This window comes from Verrucosispora sp. NA02020 (assembly GCF_013364215.1).
Taxonomy (GTDB): domain Bacteria; phylum Actinomycetota; class Actinomycetes; order Mycobacteriales; family Micromonosporaceae; genus Micromonospora.
In genome coordinates this window covers 2003101-2027395 of the sequence record NZ_CP054923.1, presented here as the reverse complement: position 1 = coordinate 2027395, position 24295 = coordinate 2003101, and the positions used below count along the sequence as shown (strand labels likewise).

Below are 24295 nucleotides of genomic sequence, written 5' to 3'. Positions count from 1 at the left end.
TCAGCCGACGAACGGGCGGACGTCCCAGACCAGCGCGCCGTCGATCTCCCGGGGCGGGCCGAGCAGCGCCTCCACGGTGTGCCGCACCGGGTCGCCGTGGTGCAGCCCGCCCTGCACGACGACGGCCGCCCGCCAGTGCCGCAGGTCCGCCACCGCCTGCCGGCGGTCCGTCTCGGTGATCGGCGGCACCACGCCGGTCTCCGCCACCCGCCGCAGCAGCAGCGAGGTCGGCCGGTCCGGGGCGCCCCACCGGGCCGTCGGGTCGCCCGGGGCGTGGGGGCCGATGAAGAAGCCGCCCGGCGCGGTGAAGGCCAGTCCGGTCCGCGCCGACCAGAGCATGCCCGGACTGCGGCCGGCGTTGGTCACCGGGGGCACCGGCACCAGCGTGCGGCCCGCCGGCAGGTACGTCCGCCAGGTGCCGTCGGCGACGAACGCCGGCACCGGCCGGCTCGACACGGTACGGATCGGGGTCGGCACCAGCGGCAGCAGCGCGACGGCCAGCGCGGCGGCCCCGACAAGGCGGACCGTCGCACGTCGTCGGGGCCGGGCGGGCGCGGTGTCGACGGCTGTCCGCCGCACCCAGCGGTCCACTCCGAGCGCGACCAGGACGCCCAGCACCGGGATGCAGACCAGCGCGAACCGGGCCGGCACCACGTGGTCGAGCAACGGCAGTTCGGCGATCAGCCGGTACGGCCCGGGCAGGTCGGTGGCGCGCCCGTCGAGGCGTACCCGGGGACCGAGGGAGAGCAGGGCGAACACCAGCCCACAGGCGGCCAGCGCGCGGACCAGTGGTCGACGCCGGAGCCAGACCGCGACGACCACGGCCAGCAGGAGCAGCCCGACGCCGAAGAACGAGTTCTCCTCGGTCGGGTTGGGCGCCAGCAGGCCGGGCGGACGGTCCACGCCGAACAGCGTCTGCCGGGCGAACCGGGTGAACGACGCCGCGTCCAACTGGTAGCTGTACGCGTGGAACGGCATCCCCCGGTAGTGGCCCGGCCCGAAGAACTGGAACCACAGCGGGTACGCCAGCAGCACCCCCGCCACCAGCGCACCGACCCCGATCCGCCCGGCCGTCGACGGGGCGAGCCGACGGGCGGCCGACGGGTCGGCGATCGCGTACGCGCCGACGAGCACGCCGGCGGCCAGCGCCACGAAGAGGAGCACCTCCTCACCGAGGAAGACCTGGTACGTCACGACCAGCCCGAGCAGCACCCCGTGCCGCCACACCCGGCCGCCCGGCTCGGGGCGGAACACCAGCGCCAGGATCAGCGGCACCAGGAACTGGGCGGCCATGTGCAGGTGCGTACCGGCCTGGGCGATCATCCCGGGCGCGAAACCGCAGACCAGGCCCCCGACGGCGGCGGCCGGCCAGGCATCGACCATGCGGCGGCGCAGCAGCACGTACCAGGCGGTCGCGGTGCCGGCGAGGCAGAGCACCACCGCGACGACGAAGGCGGCCTGCGACCCGAGCAGCAGCGTGACCGGGGCCAGCGGAACGCCGAGGCCGAGCACCGAGGTGTTCGCCATCAGGTTCACCCCGCCGGGCGCGTTCAACGCGTCGCTCCACAGCGGGTTCTCCAGCCCGGCCACGGCACGGGCCGCGCGGGCCAGCATCCACTCGAAGAGGATCTGGTCACCGGCCTGGTGGAACAGCCGGTCCGGGCGACCCCACTGGCGGTGGGTCAGCCACACCGCCAGCGCGAGGTAGCCGACCGGCACCGCCACGTCCGGGGTACGCGCCGGCAGCCACCGGCGCGACGCCACCTCGGCGGTACGGTCGGCGGTGCCGACGACCATCAGCCCGTCGGAGCGGTCAACGGCCGTACGTCCCACACCCAGACGTCCAGCTCCTGCCGGGCCGGGCCGACCAACTGCTCGACGGTCTGCCGCAGCGGCTCCGAGTGCGGCTGGCGCAGCGGCAGCACCAGCACGGCCGCCTTCCAGTGCCGCAGCTCGTCCAGGGAGCGCCGCCGCTGACGGTCGTCCAGTTCCGGCGTACGGCCGGTCGTGGCGACCTCCTCCAGCAGCTTGCCGACGCCGCTGGGCCGCCCGTTGAAGCGGCCGGGGTCACCGGTGGTGGCGTTGCGCGGGGCCAGGAAGTAGCCGCCGGGCATCTTGAAGTCGAGATTCGTCGAGGCGGCCCAGCGCATCCCGTGGGTGTTGCCCATGCTCGGCACCGGGATGGGGACCAGCGTCTGGTCCGGCCCGACGTAGGCGCGCCAGCGGTCCGAGGTGATGAAGTCCGGCACCGGCGGTCGGGAGGTCATCGGCAGCGGCATCGGGGCGATCGGCAGCAGGGCGAGCACCAGACCGGCCACGGTCAGCGTCCGCACCACCTGCCGGTCCAGCTTCAGCGTGCGGCTGCGCTCGATGGCGAGCGCCAGCAGGATCGCCACCACCACGCTGACGATCATGCCGAACCGGGTCGGCACCACCGCGTCGAGCAGCGGCAGCCGGACCAGCCACTCCCACGGGCCGACCATCAGCTCCCGGTCCCACCAGGTGATGCGCTCACCGAGGGAGAGGACGACGTAGAACCCGGCGGTCGCCGCCAACGCGCGGACCAGCAGCTCCCGGCGCAGCCAGAGCACGATGCCGACCGCGATCAGGGCCAGACTCCACCCGAAGAAGGCGTTCTCCTCCGAGTAGTTCGGGGCCAGGTTCACGTTGGCGCGCTGGTTGCCGCCGATGGTCGGCGAGCCCGGCGCGAAGTACGCGGCGATGTCGTTGCCGTAGTCGCGGACCGCGTCGCTGAGCCCGTGGTACGCCATCGGCCCGGCGAACTGGATGTAGAGCGGGTACGCCAGCAGTGCGCCCGCGATCACCGTGCAGGTGGCCACCGCCTTGCCCAGCGGGCGCCAGGCCGCCGACCAGAGGCCGGGACGTTGGACGACCATCGCGATCAGGAAGATGCCGCAGCCCATCGCGGTGAAGAGCAGGATCTCCTCGTTGATGAACGCCTGCACGGTGACCAGCAGGGCCAGCAGCGCGCCGTCCCGGTACGGCCGGGTGGAGCGGGTGATGACCATGACCCGCCACACGATGAACGGCAGCAGGAACTGGCTGATGATGTTCGGATGCCAACTGGCGTGCGACAGCATCGCGGGGGAGAACCCGCAGAGCCAGCCGCCGACGATCGCGGCCAGCGGGTAGCTGACCACGTGCCGGGACAGCACGTAGTACCAGGCCGAGGCGGTGCCGGCGAGGGCGAGCGTGACCAGCAGCACGAAGGTGACGGCGGGACCGAACAGCAGGGTCACCGGCACCATCGGGATGCCCAGCGCCAGGATGGCCGTGTTGGCCATCAGGTTCACGCCGTCCGGATAGTTGAACTGCTCGGTGAAGAACGGGAACTCCCCGTGCAGCACCACCCGCACCGAGTGGGCGAGGAAGAACTGCACCTGCGCCGGGTCGCTGCTGTAGAGCGAGGCCACCCGACCGGCCGGGTCCATCCAGATCTGGCTGGTCACCCAGATCGCGGTGAGCAGAAAGCCGCCGAAGACGGCCAGGTCCTGCCGCCGCCGCGTCCAGCGGAACCGGCGCCAGCGCGACGGGGCCGAGCCGGCCGCCACGGCACCCGCCGGCGGGTCCACCGCCTCGGTCGGCACCTCGGGCTCCGGCGTGGTCGTACCGGCCTCCACAGTGAGCGCCGCGTCGGGCACCACCGGGTCGGCAGGTGCCGCGTCGACGGTTGATGTCGTGTTGCCCACGGGGGCGTCCGTGGTGTCGTCCGGCAGCGCGGAGTCGCGCGTACCCTCACCCAGCGTGACGGGTTCGGACGGCGAGCCTGCCACGACGTCGGGTTTCGGCGGCGATGCGGCGCGGGTCTCAGCAGGCGTCACAGTCGGCGGAGTCTACCCGAGTGGGGAAATAGCTCCCAAGTCGACGCGGCGTCCCCTGTGGCTAGTGTGCCGTCCGGGCGACGCAGCGTGAGGCGGCGCGAGCCGACGACCGGGCGTCTCGTACTATTGCCCTCCGAAACGACGGCCGATGTGATCGGGGGCGTGACAGGTGGCTTCAGCCCGCTGGCGCGGCGTGGCGGCCACCGGCCTGTCCAGCCTGCTGGTCGCCGTCACCGCCTGCGGCCCGGTCGCCGAGCGCCGGCCGCAGGACCTCCGGGTCGGCTACGACAGCATGGACGGGTCGTTGACCGTGTGGCCGCCACGGGGCTCGCTGGCCGGGGACGCGGCGACCACCGCCGCGGTGACCGAGGCGGTCCGTGAGTGGCGTTCACCGGTCGACGACCGGGTGCACGTACCCTCCTCCGGCATCCTCTTCTCCGGCGAGGTGGAGGGTGTCCCGCTGGTCCTGGTGGCCGCGTCGGTGCCCGGCCAGGCCGCGTCCTGGCTGCTCCAGCTCCGCGGCGGCGACGGCGGGTACGAGGTCAGTCAGGCCACCGAGTACACCGACCCGGGCTATCTCGTCTACTCCGACGTGCTGCCGGTGCAGACCGCCGAGGGGCGGCGTTACCTCACCTCGGAGCGGGTGCGGCGGCTGGTCGGCCCGGACGGCCGTCCGGTACCGGCCACCGACGGCCTGACCGACCCGGTGGAGGTCCCGCAGTGCGAGGCCGTGCCGGTGACCGCCACGCTGCGCTCCACCGAGTCGCTGCCCCGGGGGCGTGCCACCGACCGGCTGCTGGACCTCGGCACCGGCACCGCGAATCCCCGGTACCCGCTGGTCCGTGACGACAGCGGCTCGGGCCGGCGGGCCCTGGCCGAGCTGGACACCTGTGCGCTCGCCGGCGAGGACGGTCCGTTCGGCAGCGTGACCCGGCGGGTGGGCGACCGGGACACCCCGGATTCGGTGCCGGCGTCGTGGCCCAAGGCGAAGGTCGCCGTGCGTACCCTCGGCGAGCTGGCCCTCGGCGGCGGCGAACCGGCGGAGCTGGAGCAGCTCACCTGGGAGACCGCGGACGGCACGATGACCGCGCTCGTCTACCGGCCTGCGGACGGCGGCCAGACGGTGCTCTCCCCCGCCGACCGGACCAACCCGTTGCAGGTCTACGAACTGCCGGTGCCGGGTCAGCCACTGGTCGTACTGAGCTGGCGGGCCACCAAGGACACCACGCTGTCGGTGCCGCCGGACACGACCCGTCTGCTCGACCGCCCCGGCCTGGTGGTGGCGCCGCTGCCGGAGCGCAGCGAGACCTTCAGCCTCGCCGCCGACGACAAGACGCACTACCGCTCCGCCGGCCACCGCCGCTGACCCCCACAGGCCACGCCACACGCGCCACCCCGCGCCACCCAGCCCCCCGCGCCCCGCACGCTCGCCCCGCCTCGGCCGCCCGCACCGTGCGACGCCCCGCCGATCATGGAGCGATGGCAGTCACGAAAAGGGCATAGAAAGCCAAAAGCACTGCCCGAACTCCATGATCGACGCTGCGCCGACCACGACTCCATGATCGGCGGGGCCAGGCGCCACCCGCGCGCCGACGACGACGGCGTGCGGGTGGGCAGCCCACGGCATTCCCGCTGGGACGTCGGGCAGGGTCAGTTGGCGGACGGGGTGGGGGTGTTCTCGGAGGTCAACCGGGTCGGGTCGACCGGGGTGGTCTCCAGGCGGGAGATCCAGCCGGTGACGTCACGCGCCACGTCCTGCGCGGTCAGGCCGAGGTCGGCCAGGATCTGCGCGCGGGTGCCGTGCGGGTGCCACTCGGCCGGTACGCCCAGGTCGCGCAGTGGCACGTGGACGCCCGCGTCCCGCATGGCCTGGGCCAGCGCGTCGCCGACGCCGCCCTGCCGGACACCGTCCTCGACGGTGACCACCAGGCGGTGCCCGGCGGCCAGCTCCACCAGCTCGGCCGGGACGGGACGCACCCAGCGCGGGTCGACCACGGTGACCCCGTAGCCCTGCTCGGCGACGCGGGTGGCGACCTCCATGCCGAGGTGGCCGAAGGCACCCACCGCGACGAGCAGCACGTCGGTACGCGCCGACTCGGCCAGTACGTCGACCGTGCCGATCCGGCGCAGCGCGGGCAGGTCGGCGGCGACCGAACCGGTCGGGTAGCGCAGCACGGTCGGGCCGTCGTCGACGGCGACCGCCTCGCGCAGCTCCTCGCGCAGCGTGGCGGCGTCCCGGGGGGCCGCCATCCGCAGGCCCGGCACCACCCCGAAGACCGACATGTCCCAGATGCCGTAGTGGCTCGGCCCGTCCGGCCCGGTGATGCCGGCCCGGTCCAGCACGAAGGTGACCGGCAGCTTGTGCATCGCCACGTCCAGCAGGACCTGGTCGAAGGCCCGGTTGAGGAAGGTCGCGTAGACCCCCACGACCGGGTGCAGCCCGCCGAGCGCCAGACCGGCCGCCGAGGTGACCGCGTGCTGCTCGGCGATGCCCACGTCGTAGGTGCGCTCGGGGTACTTGCGGGCCAGCTTCGCGATGCCGGTGGGCTCGGCCATCGCGGCGGTGATGCCCACCACGTCGGGCCGCTCGTCGGCGATCGCGACCAGCTCGTCGCCGAACACGTTCGTCCACTTCACCGACGGCGCGGCGGTGGCCTTGCCGGTGGCGATGTCGAAGGCGCCCGGGCCGTGGAAGCAGTCGGCCTCGTCCTCCTCGGCCGGGCGGTAGCCGTAGCCCTTGCGGGTGACCGCGTGCACGATCACCGGACCGCCGAAGTTCTTCGCCGCGCGCAGCGCGGTCTCGACGGCGGCCACGTCGTGCCCGTCGACCGGGCCGACGTACTTGATGCCGAGGTCCTCGAACATCGCCTGCGGCGCGACGGCGTCCTTGATGCCCTTCTTGACCGCGTGCAGCACCTCGTACATCGGCCTGCCGACCAGCGGGGTCGAGCCGAGGGCGTCCTTGACGGTGTCGAGGACCTTCTCGTAGCCCGGGTTCAGCCGCAGCGTCGAGAGGTGGTCGGCGAGGCCGCCGATGGTCGGCGCGTACGAGCGCCCGTTGTCGTTGACCACGATCACCAGCGGGTTGCCGGTGGCGGCGATGTTGTTCAGCGCCTCCCAGCACATGCCGCCGGTCAGCGCCCCGTCGCCGACCACGGCGACCACGCTGCGCGCCTCGCCCCGCAGCGCGTACGCCTTGGCCAGCCCGTCGGCGTACGACAGGGCGGTGGAGGCGTGCGAGTTCTCGATGATGTCGTGGTCGCTCTCGGCCCGGCTCGGGTAGCCGGAGAGCCCGCCGCGCTGACGCAGCTGGTCGAAGCCCTCCTGGCGGCCGGTAATGATCTTGTGAACGTACGCCTGGTGACCGGTGTCGAACAGCAGCCGGTCCCGGGGAGAGTCGAAGACCCGGTGCATGGCGAGGGTGAGTTCGACCACGCCCAGGTTGGGGCCGATGTGGCCCCCGGTGCGGGACACCTTGGCGACCAGGAAGTCACGGATCTCCGCGCCGAGGATGTCCAGTTCGCTGGCGGACATCCGCTTGACGTCCTGGGGACCGTGCACCGTGGCCAGCAGCCGGCCCTGGTTGGCCGTGTCCTCTTCAACACTCATGACCGCAGAGTCTATCGGCCCTCGCACACCTCGCAGCCCGGGTCACCGGGCCCTCACCCTGACCGCCAGGTCAGGCCCGCACCCGTAGGCGGCGTGGCGGCACCACCCCCGGTCAGCCGGGAACCAGCAGCCCCACCAGCTCCACGTGCTGGGTCATCGGGAAGAGGTCGTACCCGCGCAGCGCCGCCAGCCGCCAGCCCAGCCCGGTGAAGACCCGCAGGTCCCGGGCGAACGCGGCCGGGTCGCAGGCCACGTAGGCGACGGCACGCGGCCCGGCGGCGACCACGTCGCGCACCACCCTGGCACCGGCGCCCGCCCGGGGCGGGTCGAGCACCACCACGTCGACCAGTCCGGTGATCCGGCGGCGGGCCAGTGCGGTCTCCACCCGGGCCGCCACCACCTCGACCCGGGGCAGGTCGCGCAGGTTCTGCCGGGCCGCCGTGACGCCGTCACCGGCCGCCTCGACCAGGGTGACCCGGCCGGACCCGCCGACCCGGTCGGCCAGCGCGGCGGCGAACAGCCCCGCCCCGCCGTAGAGGTCCCAGGCGGTCTCGGCCGGCTGCGGGTCGGTGAGTGCCAGCACCGCGTCGACGAGCGTGTCCGCCGCCGCCGGGTGCACCTGCCAGAAGGACGAGGCGGGCAGCGCCCACTCCCGGCCCGCGGCCCGCTCACGCACCTGTTCCGGGCCGCTCACGATCCGGGTACGCCCGGCCGCGACGGCGGTCACCGTCACGTCCCCGCCGGTGGAGGCGACCGTCTCCACCGCCTCGTCGTCCGGCCACCGCGCACCGGCGGAGGTCAGCACCGGCAGTTCCTGCACGGCCGGGTGGGCGATCAGGCAGCGGTCGATCGGCACCACCTCGTGCGAGCGGTGTTTGAGCAGCCCGGCCCGACCCGCCGCGTCGACCGCGTAGCGGACCCGGGACCGCCAGCCCAGCGGCCCGCCGGGCAGTGCCTCGACCCGGACGCCCAGCGCGTCGCAGGCGGCCTCGTCGAGACCGCCGAGTCGGACGAGTTGCTCGCGGACGACCGTGGTCTTCCAGTCGAGCTGGGCCTGCGGGGCGACGTGTTGCAGGTCGCATCCACCGCAGCGGCCCGGCCGGGCGTACGGGCAGGGCGGGGTGACCCGCTGCTCGGCGGGCTCCAGCACGGTCACCGCGTCGGCCCGGACGAACCCCCGGTGCACCTCGGTCACCTCGGCCACCACCCGCTCACCGGGCAGCGCGTGCCGGACGAAGACCACCTGCCCGTCGACCCGGGCCACACAGTGACCGCCGGGGGCGACCGCCGCGACGGTCAACTCCACCCGCTGGGCCTCCTCCAGCCCGCCACCGGTCGACCCCGTCATCGCGGCTCACCGCCCGGCGCCTCGCCGTCGCGGGCCGCCACCGGGCCGGCCGGCGGGACGCTCGGCGGCAGCGTGCTGCGCGGCGTCGCCCGTGGGCCCCGGGCCGGTCCCCGGCTCAGCGTGGCGTCCATCCGGTCCAGGTCCTTGCCGGCGGTCGAAGCGAGCTGCCACGGCACACTGGTCACCATCACTCCCGGTTCGAAGAGCAGGCGGCCCTTGAGCCGCAACGCGCTCTGGTTGTGCAGCAGGTGCTCCCACCAGCGTCCGACGACGTACTCGGGGATGAAGACGGTGACCACGTCGCGCGGCGACTCGCGGCGGACCCCCGCAACATAGTTCAGGATCGGCCGGGTGATCTCGCGGTACGGCGAGTCGACCACGGTCAGCGTGATCGGCACCTCCCGCCGCTCCCAGTCCGCCTGCAACTGCCGGGTGTCGGTGTCGTCCACGTTCACGGTCACCGCGGTCAGCGTGTCCGGCCGGGTGGCCTGCGCGTACGCCACCGCCCGCAGGGTCGGCTGGTGAAGCTTGCTGACCAGCACGATCGCGTGGTTGCGGGCGGGCAGCACCGGGCGTCCCTCGTCCGGGGTCAGCTCCACCGCGACCCGGTCGTAGTGCCGACGGATGGCCAGCATCAGCAGATAGATCACCCCCATCGCGACGATCGCGATCCACGCGCCCAGCAGGAACTTGGTGATCAGCACGATGACCAGCACGGTCCCGGTCATCGCCATGCCGAAGGCGTTGATCGCCCGGGAACGGATCATCCGGGACCGCACCCGGGGGTCGCGTTCGGTGCGCAGCAGCCGGTTCCAGTGCCGGATCATGCCGGCCTGGGAGAGCGTGAACGAGACGAAGACCCCGACGATGTAGAGCTGGATGAGCTTGGTCACCTCGGCCTGGAAGCCGATGATCAGCACGATCGCGAAGGCGGCCAGGAACAGGATGCCGTTGGAGAAGGCCAGCCGGTCGCCCCGGGTGTGCAGCTGCCGGGGCAGGTAGCGGTCCTGGGCCAGGATCGAGCCGAGCACCGGGAAGCCGGTGAAGGCGGTGTTCGCGGCCACGAAGAGGATCGTGGCGGTCACCCCGACCACCAGGAACAGCAGCACCGAGCCGGACCCGAAGATGGTCTCCGCGAGCTGCGCGGTGACGGTCTTCTGCACGTAGCCGTCCGGGCCGCCGACGATCTGGTGGCCCGGGTCCTCGACGAACTGCAACCCGGTGAGCCGGGCCAGCCAGACGATCCCGACCAGCATGGTCACCGCGACCAGGCCGAGCATCAGCAGCGTGGTGGCGGCGTTGCGGCTCTTGGGCGCCTTGAACGCCGGTACCCCGTTGGAGATCGCCTCGACGCCGGTGAGCGCGGCGCACCCGGAGGAGAAGCTGCGCAGCAGCAGGAACGCCATCGCCCAGCCGGTGGTGTCGTGCCACTCGGCGGCGATCACCAGGTCGGCGCTGGGCGCGCGCAGGTCCTCGCCGAGCACCACGATCCGGACCAGCCCGGTGAGGATCATGCCGACGATGACGATCATGAAGCCGTAGGTGGGGATGGCGAACGCGCTGCCGGCCTCCTTGAGCCCGCGCAGGTTGACGGCGGTGAGCAGGACCACCGCGCAGACCGCGATCAGCACCTTGTGGGTCGCCACGAAGGGGATCACCGAGCCGAGGTTGGCCACCCCGGAGGAGACCGACACGGCGACCGTCAACACGTAGTCGACCAGCAGGGCGCTGGCCACCCCGACCCCGGCCCGTGGGCCGAGGTTGACCGTAGCCACCTCGTAGTCGCCGCCGCCGGAGGGATAGGCGTGCACGTTCTGCCGGTAGCTGGCCACCACGGTCAGCATCACCACGACGACGCCGAGGGCCACCCAGGGCGAGAACACGAAGGCCGAGGCCCCCGCGATGGAGAGCATCAGGAGGATCTCGTCCGGCGCGTACGCCACGCTGGACAGCGCGTCCGAGGCGAAGACGGGCAGGGCGATGCGCTTCGGTAGGAGGGTGTGCTTGAGGCGGTCGGACCGGAACGGTCGACCGACGAGCAGCCGCTTCAACAGGGAGGTGGATCGGGCCACAGCCGCCAAGCGTACGACCGCTGCCGGCCGGGACGCGCGGTGGTCGCCCGCAGCCGCTGTCCGGGCCGGAGTACCGTCGGTCCCCGTCCGCGACGCCGACGTGGCAGGCTCGCAGGCGACGAGGCGCGGCGGTACGCACCGTGGGAGGAAGCGTGCATATCGTGATCATGGGATGTGGCCGGGTCGGGTCGACCCTGGCGCAGAGCCTCGAAGCCCGGGGGCACTCGGTGGCGGTGATCGACCACGACGCCGAGGCGTTCCGCCGCCTGGGGCCGGACTTCGCCGGGATCACGGTCACCGGGGCCGGTTTCGACGGCGACGTGCTGCGCGAGGCCGGCATCGAGCGGGCCGACGCCTTCGCCGCGGTCTCCAGCGGCGACAACTCCAACATCATCTCCGCCCGGCTGGCCCGCGAGACGTTCGGCGTGTCCCGGGTGGCGGCCCGCATCTACGACCAGCGCCGCGCCCAGGTCTTCGAGCGCCTCGGCATCCCCACCGTGGCCACCGTCCGCTGGACCGCCGACCGGATGCTGCGGCACCTGCTACCGGAGGGCAACGTCGAGATCTTCCGGGATCCGACCAGCACGGTCTCCATCGTCGAGGTGCCGGTGCACGAGGACTGGATCGGCCGGCCCGTCCGGGCGCTGGAGGAGGCGACCGGGGCCCGGGTGGCGTACCTGATCCGCTTCGGCATCGGCACGCTGTCCACCGGCTCCAGCGTGGTGCAGGAGGGCGATCAGGTCTTCATGCTGGTCACCGACGACATGGTGGCCACGGTCACCGCGACGGCGGCGGCGCCGGAAGGGGGGCAGTGACATGCGGGTCGCCATCGCCGGCGCCGGCAACGTGGGCCGCTCGATCGCCCAGGAGCTGATCGAGAACGGCCACCAGGTGATGCTCATCGAACGGCAGCGGCGGAAGCTGCGGCCGGAGCGGGTGCCGGACGCGCAGTGGGTGCTCGCCGACGCCTGCGAGCTGACCAGCCTGGAGCAGGCCGACCTCGCCGGTTGTGACGTGGTGGTCGCGGCCACCGGCGACGACAAGGCCAACCTCGTGGTCTCGCTGCTGGCCAAGACCGAGTTCGCGGTGCCCCGGGTGGTCGCCCGCGTCAACCGGGCCGAGAACGAGTGGCTCTTCACCGAGCAGTGGGGCGTGGACGTGGCGGTCAGCAAGCCGCGCGTGATGGCCGCCCTGGTCGAGGAGGCGGTGACCGTTGGCGACCTGGTCCGTCTGATGACCTTCCGGCAGGGCGAGGCCAACCTCGTCGAGATCACGTTGCCGCCGACCGCGCCCTACGTCGGGCAGCCGCTGCGGGCGGTGCCGCTGCCCCGGGACGCCGCGCTGGTGGCCATCCTGCGCGGCAAGCGGGTCCTGGTGCCCAGTCCCGACGACCCGGTCGAGGCCGGCGACGAGCTGATCTTCGTGTGCACAGCCGAGATGGAGGACGCGGTACGCGCGGTGATCCTCGGCCCGGACAGCGTCGAGCGGACCCGCGAGTCGCGCTGAGCCGCCGGACGGGTCAGCTCGGCAGCGGCGTCGGCTCCGACTCCCGCATGACCCGCCGGACGGTCCAGACCGTGATCAGCAACAGCAGCACGTACGGCGGGTAGCCCAGCGCGAGCCGGGCCACGCCCAGCGCGGTGTCCTGCTCCGCCAGGTAGAGCCCGGCCTGCACCCCGACCTTGGCCAACCAGACCACGCCCCAGAGCACGGTCAGGCCGGTGAAGGTCCGCACCAGCCTCGGATCGTCGCGCCACTCGGAGCTGCCCTTGGCCACCAGCACCGACCAGAGCCAGCCGACCAGTGGCTGCCGGATCACCGCCGAGACCAGCAGCGCCACCCCGTAGCCGATGCCGTACAGGATGCCGGGCAGATAGAAGTCGCGTGCCTCGCCGGTGCGCCAGGCGATGGCGGCACCGATGCCGATGCCGAACAGTCCGTTGACCGCGTGCCGTACCGGCCGGCGCTGGGCCAGCCGCAGCACGCCGATCAGGACCGCCACGCCCACCGAGGCGATCACCGCGGGACGCAGCTCGCCGAGGATGTTGACCACCACGAAGACGACCACCGGGATGCTGGACTCCACCAGCCCCCGCCAGCCGCCGAGTTGGTCGGCCATCTGCTCGGCGACGGTCGGCAGCCGCTCCTCGTCGGTCGGCTCGGTCTCCGGCTGGGTGGCCGGGTGCTGTCCGGTGGTCATCGCCCGCCTTTCATCCGCCGCGCCCGCGCAGTCACGTCGACGGCTCCAACTCGTAGTACGGGTTGTAGATCACCTTGCGGTCGTCCCGCACCGCGATCCGCCCCTTCGCGGTCAGGTGTCGCCCGGGCTCGATGCCGGTGATACGCCGCTGACCCAACCAGACCAGCGTCACGACGTCGCTGCCGTCGTAGAGGTCGGCCTCCAGCGCCGGCAGGTTGGTCCGTGGCGAGTAGACCACCGTACGCAGGCGGCCGGTGACCGAGGCCACCTGACCCCGGGCGCACTGCGCCGCCGGGACACCGCCGCAGCGGGCGCTGTCCCACTGCAACTGCTGCGCCTCGATCTCGGCCTCGCTGGCGGTGAGCCGTCGCAACATGCGCCGCAGCGAACCCCGACCCTCGCCGGTGCTCATGACCTCCGCGTCACCCCATCCACGCCGGCCGGGACGTCGCCGGCACCCGCCGATCCCGGCGGCACCGGAACGACTCACGCCAGCGTACGCCGGTCCGGGCCGTCCCGGTGCCTACGACGGAGCCGGGTTCAGCGCGTACCCGGCGCCGGCGCCACCTCGGCATCGGCCTCGACCTGGTCGGACGCCTCGCGGGGCAGCCGCAGCGGCAGCGGCTCCCGCACCGGCTTGGCCTCCTGTCCCCGGTCGACGACGAGCCCGTTGAGGCAGTCGGCCAGCGGACCGGCGGCGTCGGGGTCGGTGGCCGCCGCGCCCTGGTACACCGCCCGGACCATCCAGCGCGGCCCGTCCACTCCGACGAACCGCAGGTCGGTCAGCCCGTCCTCGGTACGCACCCGGGCGTGCAGCTCGGTGCCGTACTCGCCGACGACCTCCTGGGCGGCGGCGCCGTCGCTGAACAACGACTTGCGGATCTCCTCGCGCACCTCGTCCCAGATCCCCTCGGAGCGGGGCGCGGCGAAGACGCCGAGTTGCAGGGCACTCGGCCCGTGCACCAGCACGACCTGCTGGATCACCCCCTGCGGGTCGGCCTGCACCCGCACCTCGACCTCGGGGACCGCCGGGATCTGCAGGCTGCCCAGGTCGAGTCGCTGCACCCCGTCCGGCGCCTCGGAGACGTCGTACGGCCCGCGCGCCGGCGCCTCCGGCGCCGACCCGGCGCCGTCGACGGTCTGGAGCGCGTCCGTGGCTCGCTCGTCACGGGCGTGCCGTCCCGCGGCCCGCTTTCGGGAGAAGATCACTGCGTCCACCCTCCGCTGTTCGCACTCACCGTGCCATCTCTTCCGTCCACGCCGTCCGTGGCCGGCGGCGGCACCAGGCCGACGTGTCCGCCGGTGGAGCCGTGCCCGCCGGTGCCCCGGCCGGACGCGGGCAGTTCGGCCACCGGCCGGAAGGCCGCCCGTGCCACCCGCTGCACAACGAGTTGCGCGATCCGGTCGCCCCGCGAGATCTTCACCGGTGCGTCCCGATCATGGTTGATCAGGTTGACCAGGATCTCACCCCGGTAGCCGGCGTCGACCGTACCGGGCGCGTTGAGCACCGTCACGCCGAGTCTGGCCGCGAGCCCCGATCGGGGGTGGACCAGACCCACGTACCCCTCGGGCAACGCGATCGCCACGCCGGTCGGCACCAGAGCCCGGCCGCCGGGCGGCAACTCGACGTCGGCGGCGGCCACCAGGTCGGCACCGGCGTCACCGGGATGCGAGTACGCCGGCAGCGGCAAATCGGGGTCGAGTTGCCGTACCGGTACGGGCACCAGGTCGGTCACGGTCTACCTCTTTCGTCCGTTCCGCTGGGGGTGACCCTGCCATCCTGCCCGGTACCCGGGCCGCCGCGCGCCGTACCCTGGCACGAGTGAGCACGTCACCGTCCTCCTCCCCCACCACGGCACCCCCGACGTACGCCGAACGGCTCCGGCTGCCCTGGTGGTTGTGGCCGGCCGGGATCGCGGTCGCCGCACTGCTGTCGGTGGAGGTCTGGATGGGCGCGACCGGCGTACGCGCCTGGCTGCCGTTCGCGGTGCTCGTCCCGCTCGCGCTGGCGACCATGGCCTGGCTGGGCCGGATCCGGGTCGCGGTGACCGACGGGGAACTCCAGGTCGACGACGCCCGACTGCCGGCGCGCTTCGTCGCCGACGCCGTCGCGCTGGACGCCGACGGGCGGCGTGAGGTGCTCGGTGTCGCCGCCGACCCGCTGGCGTTCGTGGTGCAGCGGCCGTGGATCTCCGGCGCCGTCCAGGTGGTCCTCGACGACCCGGACGACCCCACCCCGTTCTGGGTGGTCAGTTCCCGGCGCCCGGTCGAACTCGCCGAGGCGCTCCTGGCCGCCCGGGATTCGGCACGCTGACCTTCGTACCCCACTCCGGGCAGACTCGGGCCTCCTCGGCGTTCTCAGGGCCGTTGCCGGCACTGTCCCGGGGCTCAGCCGCCGCCGGACGGCCGGTCAGGAAGCGGGCAGCGCGGGCGGGCCACCGGGCACGGGTGGCCCGGCCGGTCCACCGGGCAGCGTCCGCCGCTGCCGGCGCAGGTCGGTGCGGAGTTCGTCGGCCAGCGCCCGGGTCGCCCGCCGGTTCAGGAAGCTCGCCACCGCCGCGCCGGTGAGGAAGGGCCCGAGCGTGGTCAGGTTACGACCGAACCGCTTGAGCAGGGTGTCCCGCAGCTCGTGCCGGGCGGCGGTGCCGAGCACCGCACCGACCCCCACGCCCGGCATCATCGGGTTGACGCCGCGCCGGTTGGCCCACGCCTGCACCAGGGCGACCGTACGCTCCGTCCCGCCGCTGGGCAGCGGCGCGCCGTAGATCTCGTGCAGCTCGCCGGTCAGCTTCAGCTCGATCGTCACCACGGTGACCGTCTCGGCGGCCAGCAGCACCGGCGCGGACAACAGGCTCGGGGTGACCGTCCACTGCACGGCGGAGGCGCCGCCACCGGCCGCGCCGATCCCCGCGGTCGCCCGGGACGCGTTGCGGACCAGCCGGTCGGCCAACTGCTCGTCGTCCAGGCCTGGGAAGTGCCGGCGCAGGGTCGCCAGGTCCCTGATCGGTACGTGCGGGGCGACCTCGGCGACGGTGTCGACCATCCACCGCACGGCCGCCTTGGGCTTGAAGAGGTCACCGATGCCCCGGTTCCGGGCCTGCTGCACCAGACGCCCGAGCAACTTCCGACGCGCCGCCGGCTCGACGTCGTCGGCGGTCAACGCCACCACCGTCGCGCCCAGCTCGTCCGTGTCCTGCCCGTGCGTGCCCTGCTCGTCCGCGTCCCGCCTGTTCGCGTTCGGCTCGCTCATGCCGCCACTCCGCTGCCCTCCGTGCCGCCACGCGACACCGCGGCCCGGAATCGATGACTCGACCACTGCCGCGCGCCCATGCCTGACCTCCCCCGGCTGACGGCCACCGCGTGGCGCGTCACCTCACGAGTGAATCAGGTCTCGGGCACCACCGCTCGCCGAGCCGGGTAGCGGCGGCTCCGTCCCGGAGCCGCCGCTGTTCTGGTGGTGTCGGGCCGTCGGTCAGACACACTCACGGCAGATCAGCTCGCCGTTGCGCTCGACTGCCAGCTGGCTGCGGTGGTGCACCAGGAAGCACCGGGCACAGCGGAACTCGTCCTGCTGCATCGGCAGCACCTTGACCGTGAGCTCCTCGTCGGCCAGGTCGGCGCCGGGCAGCTCGAAGCTCTCCGCCACCTCCGCCTCGTCGACGTCCACGGCACCCGACTGTGAGTCGACGCGCCGGGCCTTGAGCTCTTCGAGGCTGTCCTCGCCGAGGTCGACCTCGTCGCGGCGCGGGGCGTCGTAGTCGGTGGCCATCGGTTTCACTCTCCCATTTCGATGTTGTCGCTTCCGGTTGTAACGCCGGACGACGCTGTTTCGGTTCCGCTGGCAGGCCACCGCAAGTGTCGGCCACCCGACCCGACGACTGTGTGGGCCAGACCGCCAGAGGATCTCCCCGACGAGCGCGGAACCTACCCCCCCTTGGGCGAGGCATGTATACCGCCCTCGTGGCTGAGATGTACGCCCCTGCACGGGAAGTTGTTCCCAATGTGACTCAGGCGACACGAAGATAGGGGTAGTAGTACCCGGTTCCAGGGTGGCGCGCCGGTATGTCGGACTGTTTCCACGCGACGGTCGGACAACCGTTAACCTCAGCGGCGTACCCGGCGGCCGGCGGGACGGGCCCCCCACGCCGACGGCCGCTGCCACCCATCCATCGCCCGGGAGCGCCCTGATGAGCTTTGCGCGAGTGCGAGCACTCGTTGTCGTCGGCATGCTGGCGGTGGTCGCCCTGGTCTTCGTGGTCGTCGCACTCGTCAAGGACACCCAGGGTAACGCGGGCTCCGCCCAGGGTTGCCCGGTGGACTGGCCCCGCGCCGACGTGACGTTGCGCGAGCGCAAGGACGTCAAGATCAAAGTGCTGAACGCCACCGACCGCCCCGGGTTGGCCGCCAGCGTGGGCGACGAGTTCCGCAACCGCGACTTCCAGGTCCAGAAGGAAGCGAGCCAGAAGAAGCAGGTCGACGACGTGGCGGTGCTGCGGTACGGCCCGAAGGGCGTCGGCTCCGCCCACCTGCTGCGGGCGTACTTCCTCAACAACGCCGAGTACGAGTACGACGCCAAGCGCGAGGACGACGTGGTGGACGTGGTCCTCGGCAACGGCTTCCGGCAACTGGCGACCACCACCGAGGTGAACCAGTCCCTCGGTGACCTCGGTTCGCCGGTGGCCCCGCCGGGCACCTGCCCGATGCCGATCGAGGACTGACCGACGGATCGACCCGACCGGGTGGACCGGACGAGCCGGGCGGGCCGATCTGATCGGCCGAGCGTCCCGACTACGGGTCACCCGGCCGGACGATCAGGGGCCGCCGGAGGCGTCCAGCGCGGCCAGCCGGTCGTGCAGCGGCACGAACAGCTCCGGCGGCGCCGCGATGACCATGTCCGGCCCGGGGTCCTGCCCGTCGATCCCGCCTATCCGCAGGCCGGCCTCGGTGGCCACCAGTCCGCCGGCGGCCCGGTCCCAGTCCGCCAGGCCCTTCTCGTAGAACGCGTCGGCGCGCCCCTCGGCGACCAGGCAGAGGTCGACGGCGGCGGCGCCGAGCCGACGGATGTCCCGGACGTGCGCAATCAACTCGGTCACCACCCGGGCCTGGTGGACCCGACGGGCCGAGTCGTAGCCGAAACCGGTGATCACCAGCGCCTGCCCGAGGTCGGTCTCGGCGGAACCGCGCAACCGCCGGCCGTCCCGCCAGGCACCGCCGCCGGCCGTCGCGGTCCACTCCTCGCCGGTCTGGATGTTGCGCACCACACCGGCCACGACCTCGCCGTTCACCTCGGCAGCGATCGACACCGCGCAGTGCGCCAGCCCGTACAGGTAGTTGACCGTGCCGTCGATCGGATCCACGATCCACCGCACCGGCGCCGGTGCCGCCGTGCCGCGCTCCGCCGCGCCGTACTCCTCGCCCAGCACCGCGTCGTCCGGACGCCGCCGACGCAACGCGTCGATGATCTGGCGCTCCACCGCGCGGTCGGCGGCGGTCACCACGTCGGTGGCGGTGCTCTTGGTGGCCGCCACGGAGACGCCCTCGACCCTCATCCGGTACGCGGTGGCCGCCGCCTCCCGCGCCACCTCGATCGCGATCTCCAACAACTGCCCTGGCTGCGGCGTCGAGCGGTCCATCGTCCGTCCCCTTCCCGCACGGGCGGGTTTCCGAGTCCTGCGCGGGTATCATCCTTACAAAGTCCAGATGTGCACCGAATCGGCGGTCTCGACCGCCGGTCAGCCGTGCGGCGCAGGATGATCGCCGCAGACGGCGTTACAATTCACCCCTGCCCACCGCCACGGGCGACCGGACGACCGGTCGGCCGGGGACACGGGGGTTCCTCAACCACATCGCCCGGCGTGGTGCCCCACGCTGCGCCGGACGATCCCGGCCGTGCTCGCTCTTCGCCTCCGGAAGGTCATTCGTGACAGAACCCCGCCAGACCGGCGCCGACGTTCGCTCGCTCACCGACACCCTGATCGCCCACGCGCAGAGCGCCGGCGGCCAGCTCACGTCGGCCCAGCTCGCGCGCACCGTCGAGTCCGCCGAGGTGACTCCGGCCCAGGCCAAGAAGATCCTGCGGGCGCTCTCCGAGGCCGGGGTGACCGTGGTGGTCGACGGTTCGGCCAGCACCCGCCGCCGGGTCGCCGCCGCCCGCTCCGCGACTCCCGCCTCCCGGGCCACCACCGCCAAGACCACCAAGAAGGCGGCTCCGCCCGCCCCGAAGCAGGCGGCCGCCGCCGACGAGGCGCCGGCGCCGGCACCCCGCAAGGCGACCGCGCGCAAGGCCACCGGCACCACCGCCGACGTGGCCAAGGCCGTCGCGCCGGCCAAGAAGTCCACCCGGGCCACCAAGGCGACGGTGGCCGCCGCGACCGGCGCCAAGCCGGCCAAGGCCGCCGGCAAGGGCGAGGGCGCCGAGGGTGAGGTCGACCCCGAGGAACTCGCCGCCGAGATCGAGGACGTGGTGGTCGAGGAGCCGGCCGAGCTGACCCGGGCCGCCGAGGCCGACGCGGCGAGTTCGGCCACCGACAACGACTTCGAGTGGGACGACGAGGAGTCCGAGGCGCTCAAGCAGGCGCGCCGGGACGCCGAGCTGACGGCGTCGGCCGACTCCGTCCGGGCGTACCTCAAGCAGATCGGCAAGGTGCCGCTGCTCAACGCCGAGCAGGAGGTGGAGCTGGCCAAGCGGATCGAGGCCGGGCTCTACGCCGCCGAGCGACTGCGCGCCGCCGACGAGGGCGAGGAGAAGCTGGTCCGCGACATGCAGCGCGACCTGCTCTGGATCTCCCGCGACGGCGAGCGCGCCAAGAACCACCTGCTGGAGGCGAACCTCCGCCTGGTCGTCTCGCTCGCCAAGCGGTACACGGGCCGTGGCATGGCCTTCCTCGACCTCATCCAGGAAGGCAACCTCGGCCTCATCCGCGCCGTCGAGAAATTCGACTACACCAAGGGCTACAAGTTCTCCACCTACGCCACCTGGTGGATCCGCCAGGCCATCACCCGCGCCATGGCCGACCAGGCCCGCACCATCCGCATCCCGGTACACATGGTCGAAGTGATCAACAAGTTGGGCCGGATCCAGCGCGAGCTGCTCCAGGACCTGGGCCGTGAGCCCACTCCGGAGGAGCTGGCGAAGGAGATGGACATCACACCGGAGAAGGTGCTGGAGATCCAGCAGTACGCCCGGGAGCCGATCTCGCTCGACCAGACCATCGGCGACGAGGGCGACAGCCAGCTCGGTGACTTCATCGAGGACTCGGAGGCGGTCGTCGCGGTCGACGCGGTGTCCTTCTCGCTGCTCCAGGACCAGCTCCAGCAGGTGCTCCAGACGCTGTCCGAGCGGGAGGCGGGCGTCGTCCGCCTGCGCTTCGGCCTGACCGACGGCCAGCCGCGCACGCTGGACGAGATCGGGCAGGTCTACGGGGTGACCCGGGAGCGGATCCGGCAGATCGAGTCCAAGACGATGTCCAAGTTGCGGCACCCGTCGCGTTCCCAGGTACTCCGGGATTATCTCGACTGATCAGCACACGTCAACCGATCGTGTCGTTTTGATCACCAGGCGTCAACGCCGGATGGTGATCAGGTGGTTGCACGAATGTGATCGTTGACGTGGCACCCTGGGTGCACGGCACACTATCCGTGCCAGGTGTGACCTCGGTCCCCCGCGGGCACACAGGGAAGGCGAGGCCCTGCAAGGGTGTTGCACGATAGGTGACCAGACCGAAGAGAGTGTTCATCGGTGACGACCAGAGGAGGAAGGCGATGACCCCGACCCTCACGCCGCCGCCCGAGACGGTGAGCCCCCCGGCCGCCGATGAACGGTGCGACCGCTGCAATGCCGCCGGCAAGCTCCGGATCACCCTCTCGGGTGGCAGTGAGCTGGTGTTCTGTGGACACCACGCCAACAAGTACGCGGAAGATCTCGTGAAGATCACCGTACGGTTCGCGACGGATCCTGAGTTCACGTGGCGCGGCGCCGACCTGATGGCCAACTAGAACCCACGAGACACAGAGCCGGCCGGAGGCCCCACACGGGCCTCCGGCCGGCTCCGTCTCTCTGCCCCGCCCTCTCCCCGCCCCGCCCGACCCGGGTGATCAAGAGATTTGGGCCACGATCGCCCGCTCACCCCGACGCAAACCTCTTGATCACCCGGGTCAGGCGGGGTGGGTGGGGTGGGTGGGTGGGTGGGGTTAGAGGGTCTGGACGGTCGCGATGCGTTCTTCGAGCTGTTCGATGGTGGCCTGGGCGCTGGGCGGGCCACCGCAGAGGCGGCGGAGCTCGGCGTGGATCTTGCCGTGCGGTTGACCGGTGCGGTGGTGCTGGGCGGCCACCAGGGCGTTGAGCTGGCGGCGTAGCGCGACTCGGCGTTGGGCGGCGTTCATCGGCGCCGGCGCGGGCGGGGCGGAGGGCTCGGCGGGCCGCTCGGTCGCACGCCGCTTCCGGGCCGCCAGTTGCTCGGACTGCCGCTTGGACAGCAGCTCCGCCACCTGTGCCGAGGTCAGCAGCCCGGGCAGGCCCAGGTACTCCTCTTCCTCGGGCGTACCTGCCTGGGCGGCGGTGCCGAACGAGGCGCCGTCGAAGATCACCTGGTCGAGTTCGGCGGTGGCGGAGAGGGCGGCGAACCGCTTCTCCAGTTCGCCGCTGGCCTGGTCGTCGCGCTGGGCCCGCTCCAGCAGGTCGTCGTCGAAACCCTCGCGGTCCTTCGGCTTGCCGAGCACGTGGTCCCGCTCGGCCTCCATCTCGCTGGCCAGCCCGAGCAGGTGCGGGACGCTGGGCAGGAACACCGAGGCGGTCTCCCCCGGGCGACGGGCCCGGACGAACCGCCCGATGGCCTGCGCGAAGTAGAGCGGCGTGCTCGCACTGGTGGCGTAGACGCCGACGGCCAGCCGGGGGATGTCGACCCCCTCGGAGACCATCCGCACCGCGACCAACCACCGCTGCTCGGACGCCGCGAACGTCGCGATCCGGGCCGAAGCGCCCACGTCGTCGGAGAGGACGACAGCCGCCTTCTCGCCGGTGACCTGCTCGATGAGTTTGGCGTACGAGCGGGCGGACTGCTGGTCGGTGGCGATCACCAGACCGGCCGCGTCGGGCATGCCCGCCTCGCGCAGCACGGTCAGCCGGGCGTCGGCGGCCCGCAGCACCTGCGGCATCCAGTCCCCGGCCGGATCCAGGGCGGTACGCCAGGCCTGGGCGATGAGATCCTGGGTCATCGGCTCGCCCAGCCGGGCCGACAGCTCCTCCCCGGCGTTGGTGCGCCACCGGGTCTCCCCGGAGTACGCCAGGAACAGCACCGGCCGCACCACGCCGTCGCGCAGGGCGTCGCTGTAGCCGTACACCGAGTCGGCCCGGGACCGCAGCAGCCCGTCCCCACCCCGCTCGTAGTCGACGAACGGGATCGGGTTGTCGTCGGAGCGGAACGGCGTACCGGTCAGCATCAGCCGGCGTACGGCCGGTTCGAAGGCGGCCTTCACCCCGTCGCCCCAGGTGCGGGAGTCGCCGGCGTGGTGGATCTCGTCGAGGATGACCAGGGTGCGCCGGGTCATGGTGCGCCGCCGATGCACGTGCGGGGCCATGCCGACCTGCGCGTAGGTGATCACCGCACCGTGGTAGTCCGTCGACGAGTGCAGGTCGGCGTTACGGAACGCGGCGTCGAGCTGGATGCCGATCCGGGCCGCCGCGTCCGCCCACTGGGTCTTCAGGTGCTCGGTCGGCGCCACCACGGTCACCGCCTCGACGGTGCCGTCCGCGAGCAGTTCGGCGGCGATCCGCAGGGCGAAGGTGGTCTTCCCGGCACCCGGGGTGGCGACTGCGGTGAAGTCCTCGCTGCGTCGGCGCAGGTACTCCACCATCGCCTTGCGTTGCCAGGCCCGTAGGGGCGGGAACGTCTCGAGCGCCGGCGTCCGGGGTGCCACGGCTCGCTCCTCTCCGACCGCAGTGTCCCGACCGCAGGCCGGCGGACCCGGGTCGAGGGCGCGGTAGTCGCCCCACGAAAACGCCTCCGCGCAGAAGAAGCCGCGAAGGCCGACTCAGCATAACCAGGACCGGCGACCGGCCCCACGCGACGCCACACCGGACGTCCGGTGCCCTTCGCCACTGCCCGGCCGCAACGACCAGAGCGCCAGGTCACCGTGCCGCGTCGGCCTCCGCACCACGTCGTCTCGGCCACCGCACCGCGTCCGCGACGTGACGCCGCGTCCACCGGGTGGTGACGGCCGCAGCGGCGGCGGTCGCCGTCACTCCGGCGGCGGGCCGGACGCCCCGGCGCGGGGCGGGCGCAGCGTCGCCACCGGCGCCGACCACCGGTGCCGCAGCGCCACCAGGCGTACGCCGAAGACCAGCGCCGCCGCGGCGGTGAGCGGGACCGGGCCGGTGCGGTCGAGGCCGTACAGGACCGCGACCACGATCGAGCCGACCAGTGCCGCGAGCGCGTAGATCTCCCGCCGTAGCACCACCGGGATCTCGGCGGTGAGCAGGTCACGGACCAGCCCACCGCCGATCGCGGTGAGCATGCCGATCAGGCAGGCACCGACGGGCGGGACCTGGGCTTCGAGGGCTTTGAGGGTGCCGACGACGGTGAACAGGCCCAGCCCGGCCGCGTCCAGCACCAGGACGGTGGTCCGCAGCCGGGCGAACTGCGGGTGCAGCCAGAAGATCGCCCCGGCGGTCAGCGCGGCGGTGGTCGCGTACCGCCAGTCGCCGAAGGCCAACGGCGGCGCCTCGTTGATGACCAGGTCACGGAAGATCCCACCGCCGAGGGCGGCGACGAAACCGACGAAGACCACGCCGAACAGATCGAGACGCTTGGCGACCGCCGCGGAGGCTCCCGAGGCGGCGAAGACCGCGACCCCGGCCAGGTCGGCCAGGAGCAGGGCGGTGGAGGTGGTCACCGCCGCAGGTTACGCGGGCGTACGGGCGGTCGGCCCGGGGTCACTCGCGGTACGAGTCGTAGATCTCTTTGCACTTGGGGCAGACCGGTGAACCCTTTTTGGGGGTCTTTGTCACCGGGAAGGTCTCTCCGCACAGCGCCACGACGAAGGTGCCCATGACGGCACTCTCGGCGATCTTTTCCTTCCGGACGTAGTGGAACATCTCCGGGCCGGTGTCGGCGTCCTTCAGCTCCGGACGCTCGAGGACCTCTGTGCTCACGTCTGCACCTCCGACCGACAAGTCTGGCAGGTCACTGTGGCCCCGGTCCACCTGAGGTGACCGGGGTGGCGGCAG

22 protein-coding genes are annotated in these 24295 nt (G+C 72.6%); 7 read left to right on the top strand and 15 right to left on the bottom strand.

The features are described 5' to 3' along the window. A complete protein-coding gene (locus tag HUT12_RS08895; RefSeq protein WP_176093069.1) occupies positions 1–1833 on the bottom strand; it encodes a hypothetical protein in 1833 nt (610 codons plus the stop codon). Next, positions 1797–3572, bottom strand: coding sequence for a hypothetical protein (locus tag HUT12_RS08890; RefSeq protein ID WP_254877037.1), 1776 nt, complete (start codon positions 3570–3572; stop codon positions 1797–1799). The genes HUT12_RS08895 and HUT12_RS08890 overlap by 37 nt, the downstream gene beginning before the upstream one ends. 439 nt (positions 3573–4011) lie before the next feature. Between HUT12_RS08890 and HUT12_RS08885 the strand changes: the two genes are divergently transcribed. Continuing rightward, a complete protein-coding gene (locus HUT12_RS08885) occupies positions 4012–5208 on the top strand; it encodes a hypothetical protein (RefSeq protein WP_176093068.1) in 1197 nt (398 codons plus the stop codon). A gap of 284 nt (positions 5209–5492) precedes the next feature. Here the strand turns inward: HUT12_RS08885 and dxs are convergent, their stop codons facing one another. The 3 genes from dxs to HUT12_RS08870 all read right to left on the bottom strand — a co-directional run bounded on the left by dxs (position 5493) and on the right by HUT12_RS08870 (position 10871). Beyond that, on the bottom strand, positions 5493–7451 hold the full coding sequence (gene dxs, locus HUT12_RS08880) for a 1-deoxy-D-xylulose-5-phosphate synthase (RefSeq protein ID WP_176093067.1): 1959 nt from the start codon (positions 7449–7451) through the stop codon (positions 5493–5495). 112 nt (positions 7452–7563) lie between these two features. Beyond that, the gene (locus HUT12_RS08875; RefSeq protein WP_176093066.1) at positions 7564–8799 is read right to left on the bottom strand and encodes a class I SAM-dependent RNA methyltransferase; all 1236 of its coding nucleotides are present in this window, start codon (positions 8797–8799) and stop codon (positions 7564–7566) included. Further along, complete coding sequence (locus HUT12_RS08870) at positions 8796–10871, bottom strand: APC family permease (RefSeq protein ID WP_176093065.1); 2076 nt, start codon at positions 10869–10871, stop codon at positions 8796–8798. The genes HUT12_RS08875 and HUT12_RS08870 overlap by 4 nt, the downstream gene beginning before the upstream one ends. A 152-nt stretch (positions 10872–11023) precedes the next feature. On the opposite strand from HUT12_RS08870, the gene HUT12_RS08865 reads away from it, so the two are divergent. Next, positions 11024–11686 carry a TrkA family potassium uptake protein gene (locus tag HUT12_RS08865; RefSeq protein WP_176093064.1) on the top strand — a complete coding sequence of 221 codons (663 nt, stop codon included), beginning with the start codon at positions 11024–11026 and terminating at the stop codon, positions 11684–11686. 1 nt (position 11687) lies between these two features. After that, positions 11688–12377, top strand: coding sequence for a TrkA family potassium uptake protein (locus tag HUT12_RS08860; RefSeq protein ID WP_131056112.1), 690 nt, complete (start codon positions 11688–11690; stop codon positions 12375–12377). 13 nt (positions 12378–12390) lie between these two features. Here the strand turns inward: HUT12_RS08860 and HUT12_RS08855 are convergent, their stop codons facing one another. From HUT12_RS08855 to dut, 4 genes are all read right to left on the bottom strand, one after another. Next, positions 12391–13071 (bottom strand): DUF3159 domain-containing protein, encoded by a 681-nt coding sequence (locus HUT12_RS08855; protein WP_131056110.1) that lies wholly within the window; start codon positions 13069–13071, stop codon positions 12391–12393. A gap of 31 nt (positions 13072–13102) precedes the next feature. Further along, positions 13103–13483 carry an OB-fold nucleic acid binding domain-containing protein gene (locus HUT12_RS08850; RefSeq protein WP_131056108.1) on the bottom strand — a complete coding sequence of 127 codons (381 nt, stop codon included), beginning with the start codon at positions 13481–13483 and terminating at the stop codon, positions 13103–13105. Between the two features lie 128 nt (positions 13484–13611). Then, a complete protein-coding gene (locus HUT12_RS08845) occupies positions 13612–14280 on the bottom strand; it encodes a DUF3710 domain-containing protein (protein WP_176093063.1) in 669 nt (222 codons plus the stop codon). Then, a complete protein-coding gene (gene dut, locus HUT12_RS08840) occupies positions 14277–14807 on the bottom strand; it encodes a dUTP diphosphatase (RefSeq protein ID WP_131056240.1) in 531 nt (176 codons plus the stop codon). Before dut ends, HUT12_RS08845 begins: the two co-directional genes overlap by 4 nt. A 77-nt stretch (positions 14808–14884) precedes the next feature. Here dut and HUT12_RS08835 point away from each other — a divergent pair, with 77 nt between their 5' ends. Next, positions 14885–15385: a DUF3093 domain-containing protein gene (locus HUT12_RS08835; protein ID WP_176095703.1), complete on the top strand. Its 501-nt coding sequence runs from the start codon at positions 14885–14887 to the stop codon at positions 15383–15385. 96 nt (positions 15386–15481) lie between these two features. Here HUT12_RS08835 and HUT12_RS08830 read toward each other — a convergent pair whose 3' ends face one another. Both HUT12_RS08830 and HUT12_RS08825 read right to left on the bottom strand, forming a co-directional pair. Next, positions 15482–16321, bottom strand: coding sequence for a hypothetical protein (locus HUT12_RS08830; protein ID WP_236145961.1), 840 nt, complete (start codon positions 16319–16321; stop codon positions 15482–15484). 222 nt (positions 16322–16543) lie between these two features. Then, positions 16544–16840, bottom strand: coding sequence for a DUF4193 domain-containing protein (locus HUT12_RS08825; RefSeq protein WP_007075406.1), 297 nt, complete (start codon positions 16838–16840; stop codon positions 16544–16546). Between the two features lie 433 nt (positions 16841–17273). On the opposite strand from HUT12_RS08825, the gene HUT12_RS08820 reads away from it, so the two are divergent. Then, on the top strand, positions 17274–17789 hold the full coding sequence (locus HUT12_RS08820) for a LytR C-terminal domain-containing protein (RefSeq protein WP_176093062.1): 516 nt from the start codon (positions 17274–17276) through the stop codon (positions 17787–17789). A 93-nt stretch (positions 17790–17882) separates the two neighbouring features. Here HUT12_RS08820 and HUT12_RS08815 read toward each other — a convergent pair whose 3' ends face one another. Beyond that, positions 17883–18704, bottom strand: coding sequence for an inositol monophosphatase family protein (locus HUT12_RS08815; RefSeq protein ID WP_176093061.1), 822 nt, complete (start codon positions 18702–18704; stop codon positions 17883–17885). Between the two features lie 287 nt (positions 18705–18991). Between HUT12_RS08815 and HUT12_RS08810 the strand changes: the two genes are divergently transcribed. Together HUT12_RS08810 and HUT12_RS08805 are read left to right on the top strand one after the other, a co-directional pair. After that, positions 18992–20590: an RNA polymerase sigma factor gene (locus HUT12_RS08810; protein WP_176093060.1), complete on the top strand. Its 1599-nt coding sequence runs from the start codon at positions 18992–18994 to the stop codon at positions 20588–20590. Positions 20591–20832: 242 nt separating this feature from the next. Beyond that, positions 20833–21066, top strand: a complete 234-nt coding sequence (locus HUT12_RS08805; RefSeq protein ID WP_117226588.1) for a hypothetical protein — start codon at positions 20833–20835, stop codon at positions 21064–21066. Between the two features lie 195 nt (positions 21067–21261). On the opposite strand, the gene HUT12_RS08800 is transcribed toward HUT12_RS08805, so the two are convergent. The 3 genes from HUT12_RS08800 to HUT12_RS08790 all read right to left on the bottom strand — a co-directional run bounded on the left by HUT12_RS08800 (position 21262) and on the right by HUT12_RS08790 (position 24220). Next, the gene (locus HUT12_RS08800) at positions 21262–22986 is read right to left on the bottom strand and encodes a DEAD/DEAH box helicase (RefSeq protein ID WP_176093059.1); all 1725 of its coding nucleotides are present in this window, start codon (positions 22984–22986) and stop codon (positions 21262–21264) included. Positions 22987–23307: 321 nt separating this feature from the next. Then, positions 23308–23961: a trimeric intracellular cation channel family protein gene (locus tag HUT12_RS08795; protein ID WP_176093058.1), complete on the bottom strand. Its 654-nt coding sequence runs from the start codon at positions 23959–23961 to the stop codon at positions 23308–23310. 40 nt (positions 23962–24001) lie between these two features. Further along, on the bottom strand, positions 24002–24220 hold the full coding sequence (locus HUT12_RS08790; RefSeq protein ID WP_131057695.1) for a DUF3039 domain-containing protein: 219 nt from the start codon (positions 24218–24220) through the stop codon (positions 24002–24004). Positions 24221–24295: the final 75 nt, after the last annotated feature.

Excerpts from the sequence above, each read along its gene's own strand:
- dxs (WP_176093067.1), bottom strand. The coding sequence starts at position 7,451 with ATGAGTGTTGAAGAGGACACGGCCAACCAGGGCCGGCTGCTGGCCACG.
- HUT12_RS08875 (WP_176093066.1), bottom strand. The coding sequence starts at position 8,799 with ATGACGGGGTCGACCGGTGGCGGGCTGGAGGAGGCCCAGCGGGTGGAG.
- HUT12_RS08860 (WP_131056112.1), top strand. The coding sequence starts at position 11,688 with ATGCGGGTCGCCATCGCCGGCGCCGGCAACGTGGGCCGCTCGATCGCC.
- HUT12_RS08855 (WP_131056110.1), bottom strand. The coding sequence starts at position 13,071 with ATGACCACCGGACAGCACCCGGCCACCCAGCCGGAGACCGAGCCGACC.
- HUT12_RS08850 (WP_131056108.1), bottom strand. The coding sequence starts at position 13,483 with ATGAGCACCGGCGAGGGTCGGGGTTCGCTGCGGCGCATGTTGCGACGG.
- HUT12_RS08830 (WP_236145961.1), bottom strand. The coding sequence starts at position 16,321 with ATGAGCGAGCCGAACGCGAACAGGCGGGACGCGGACGAGCAGGGCACG.
- HUT12_RS08825 (WP_007075406.1), bottom strand. The coding sequence starts at position 16,840 with ATGGCCACCGACTACGACGCCCCGCGCCGCGACGAGGTCGACCTCGGC.
- HUT12_RS08815 (WP_176093061.1), bottom strand. The coding sequence starts at position 18,704 with ATGGACCGCTCGACGCCGCAGCCAGGGCAGTTGTTGGAGATCGCGATC.
- HUT12_RS08805 (WP_117226588.1), top strand. The coding sequence starts at position 20,833 with ATGACCCCGACCCTCACGCCGCCGCCCGAGACGGTGAGCCCCCCGGCC.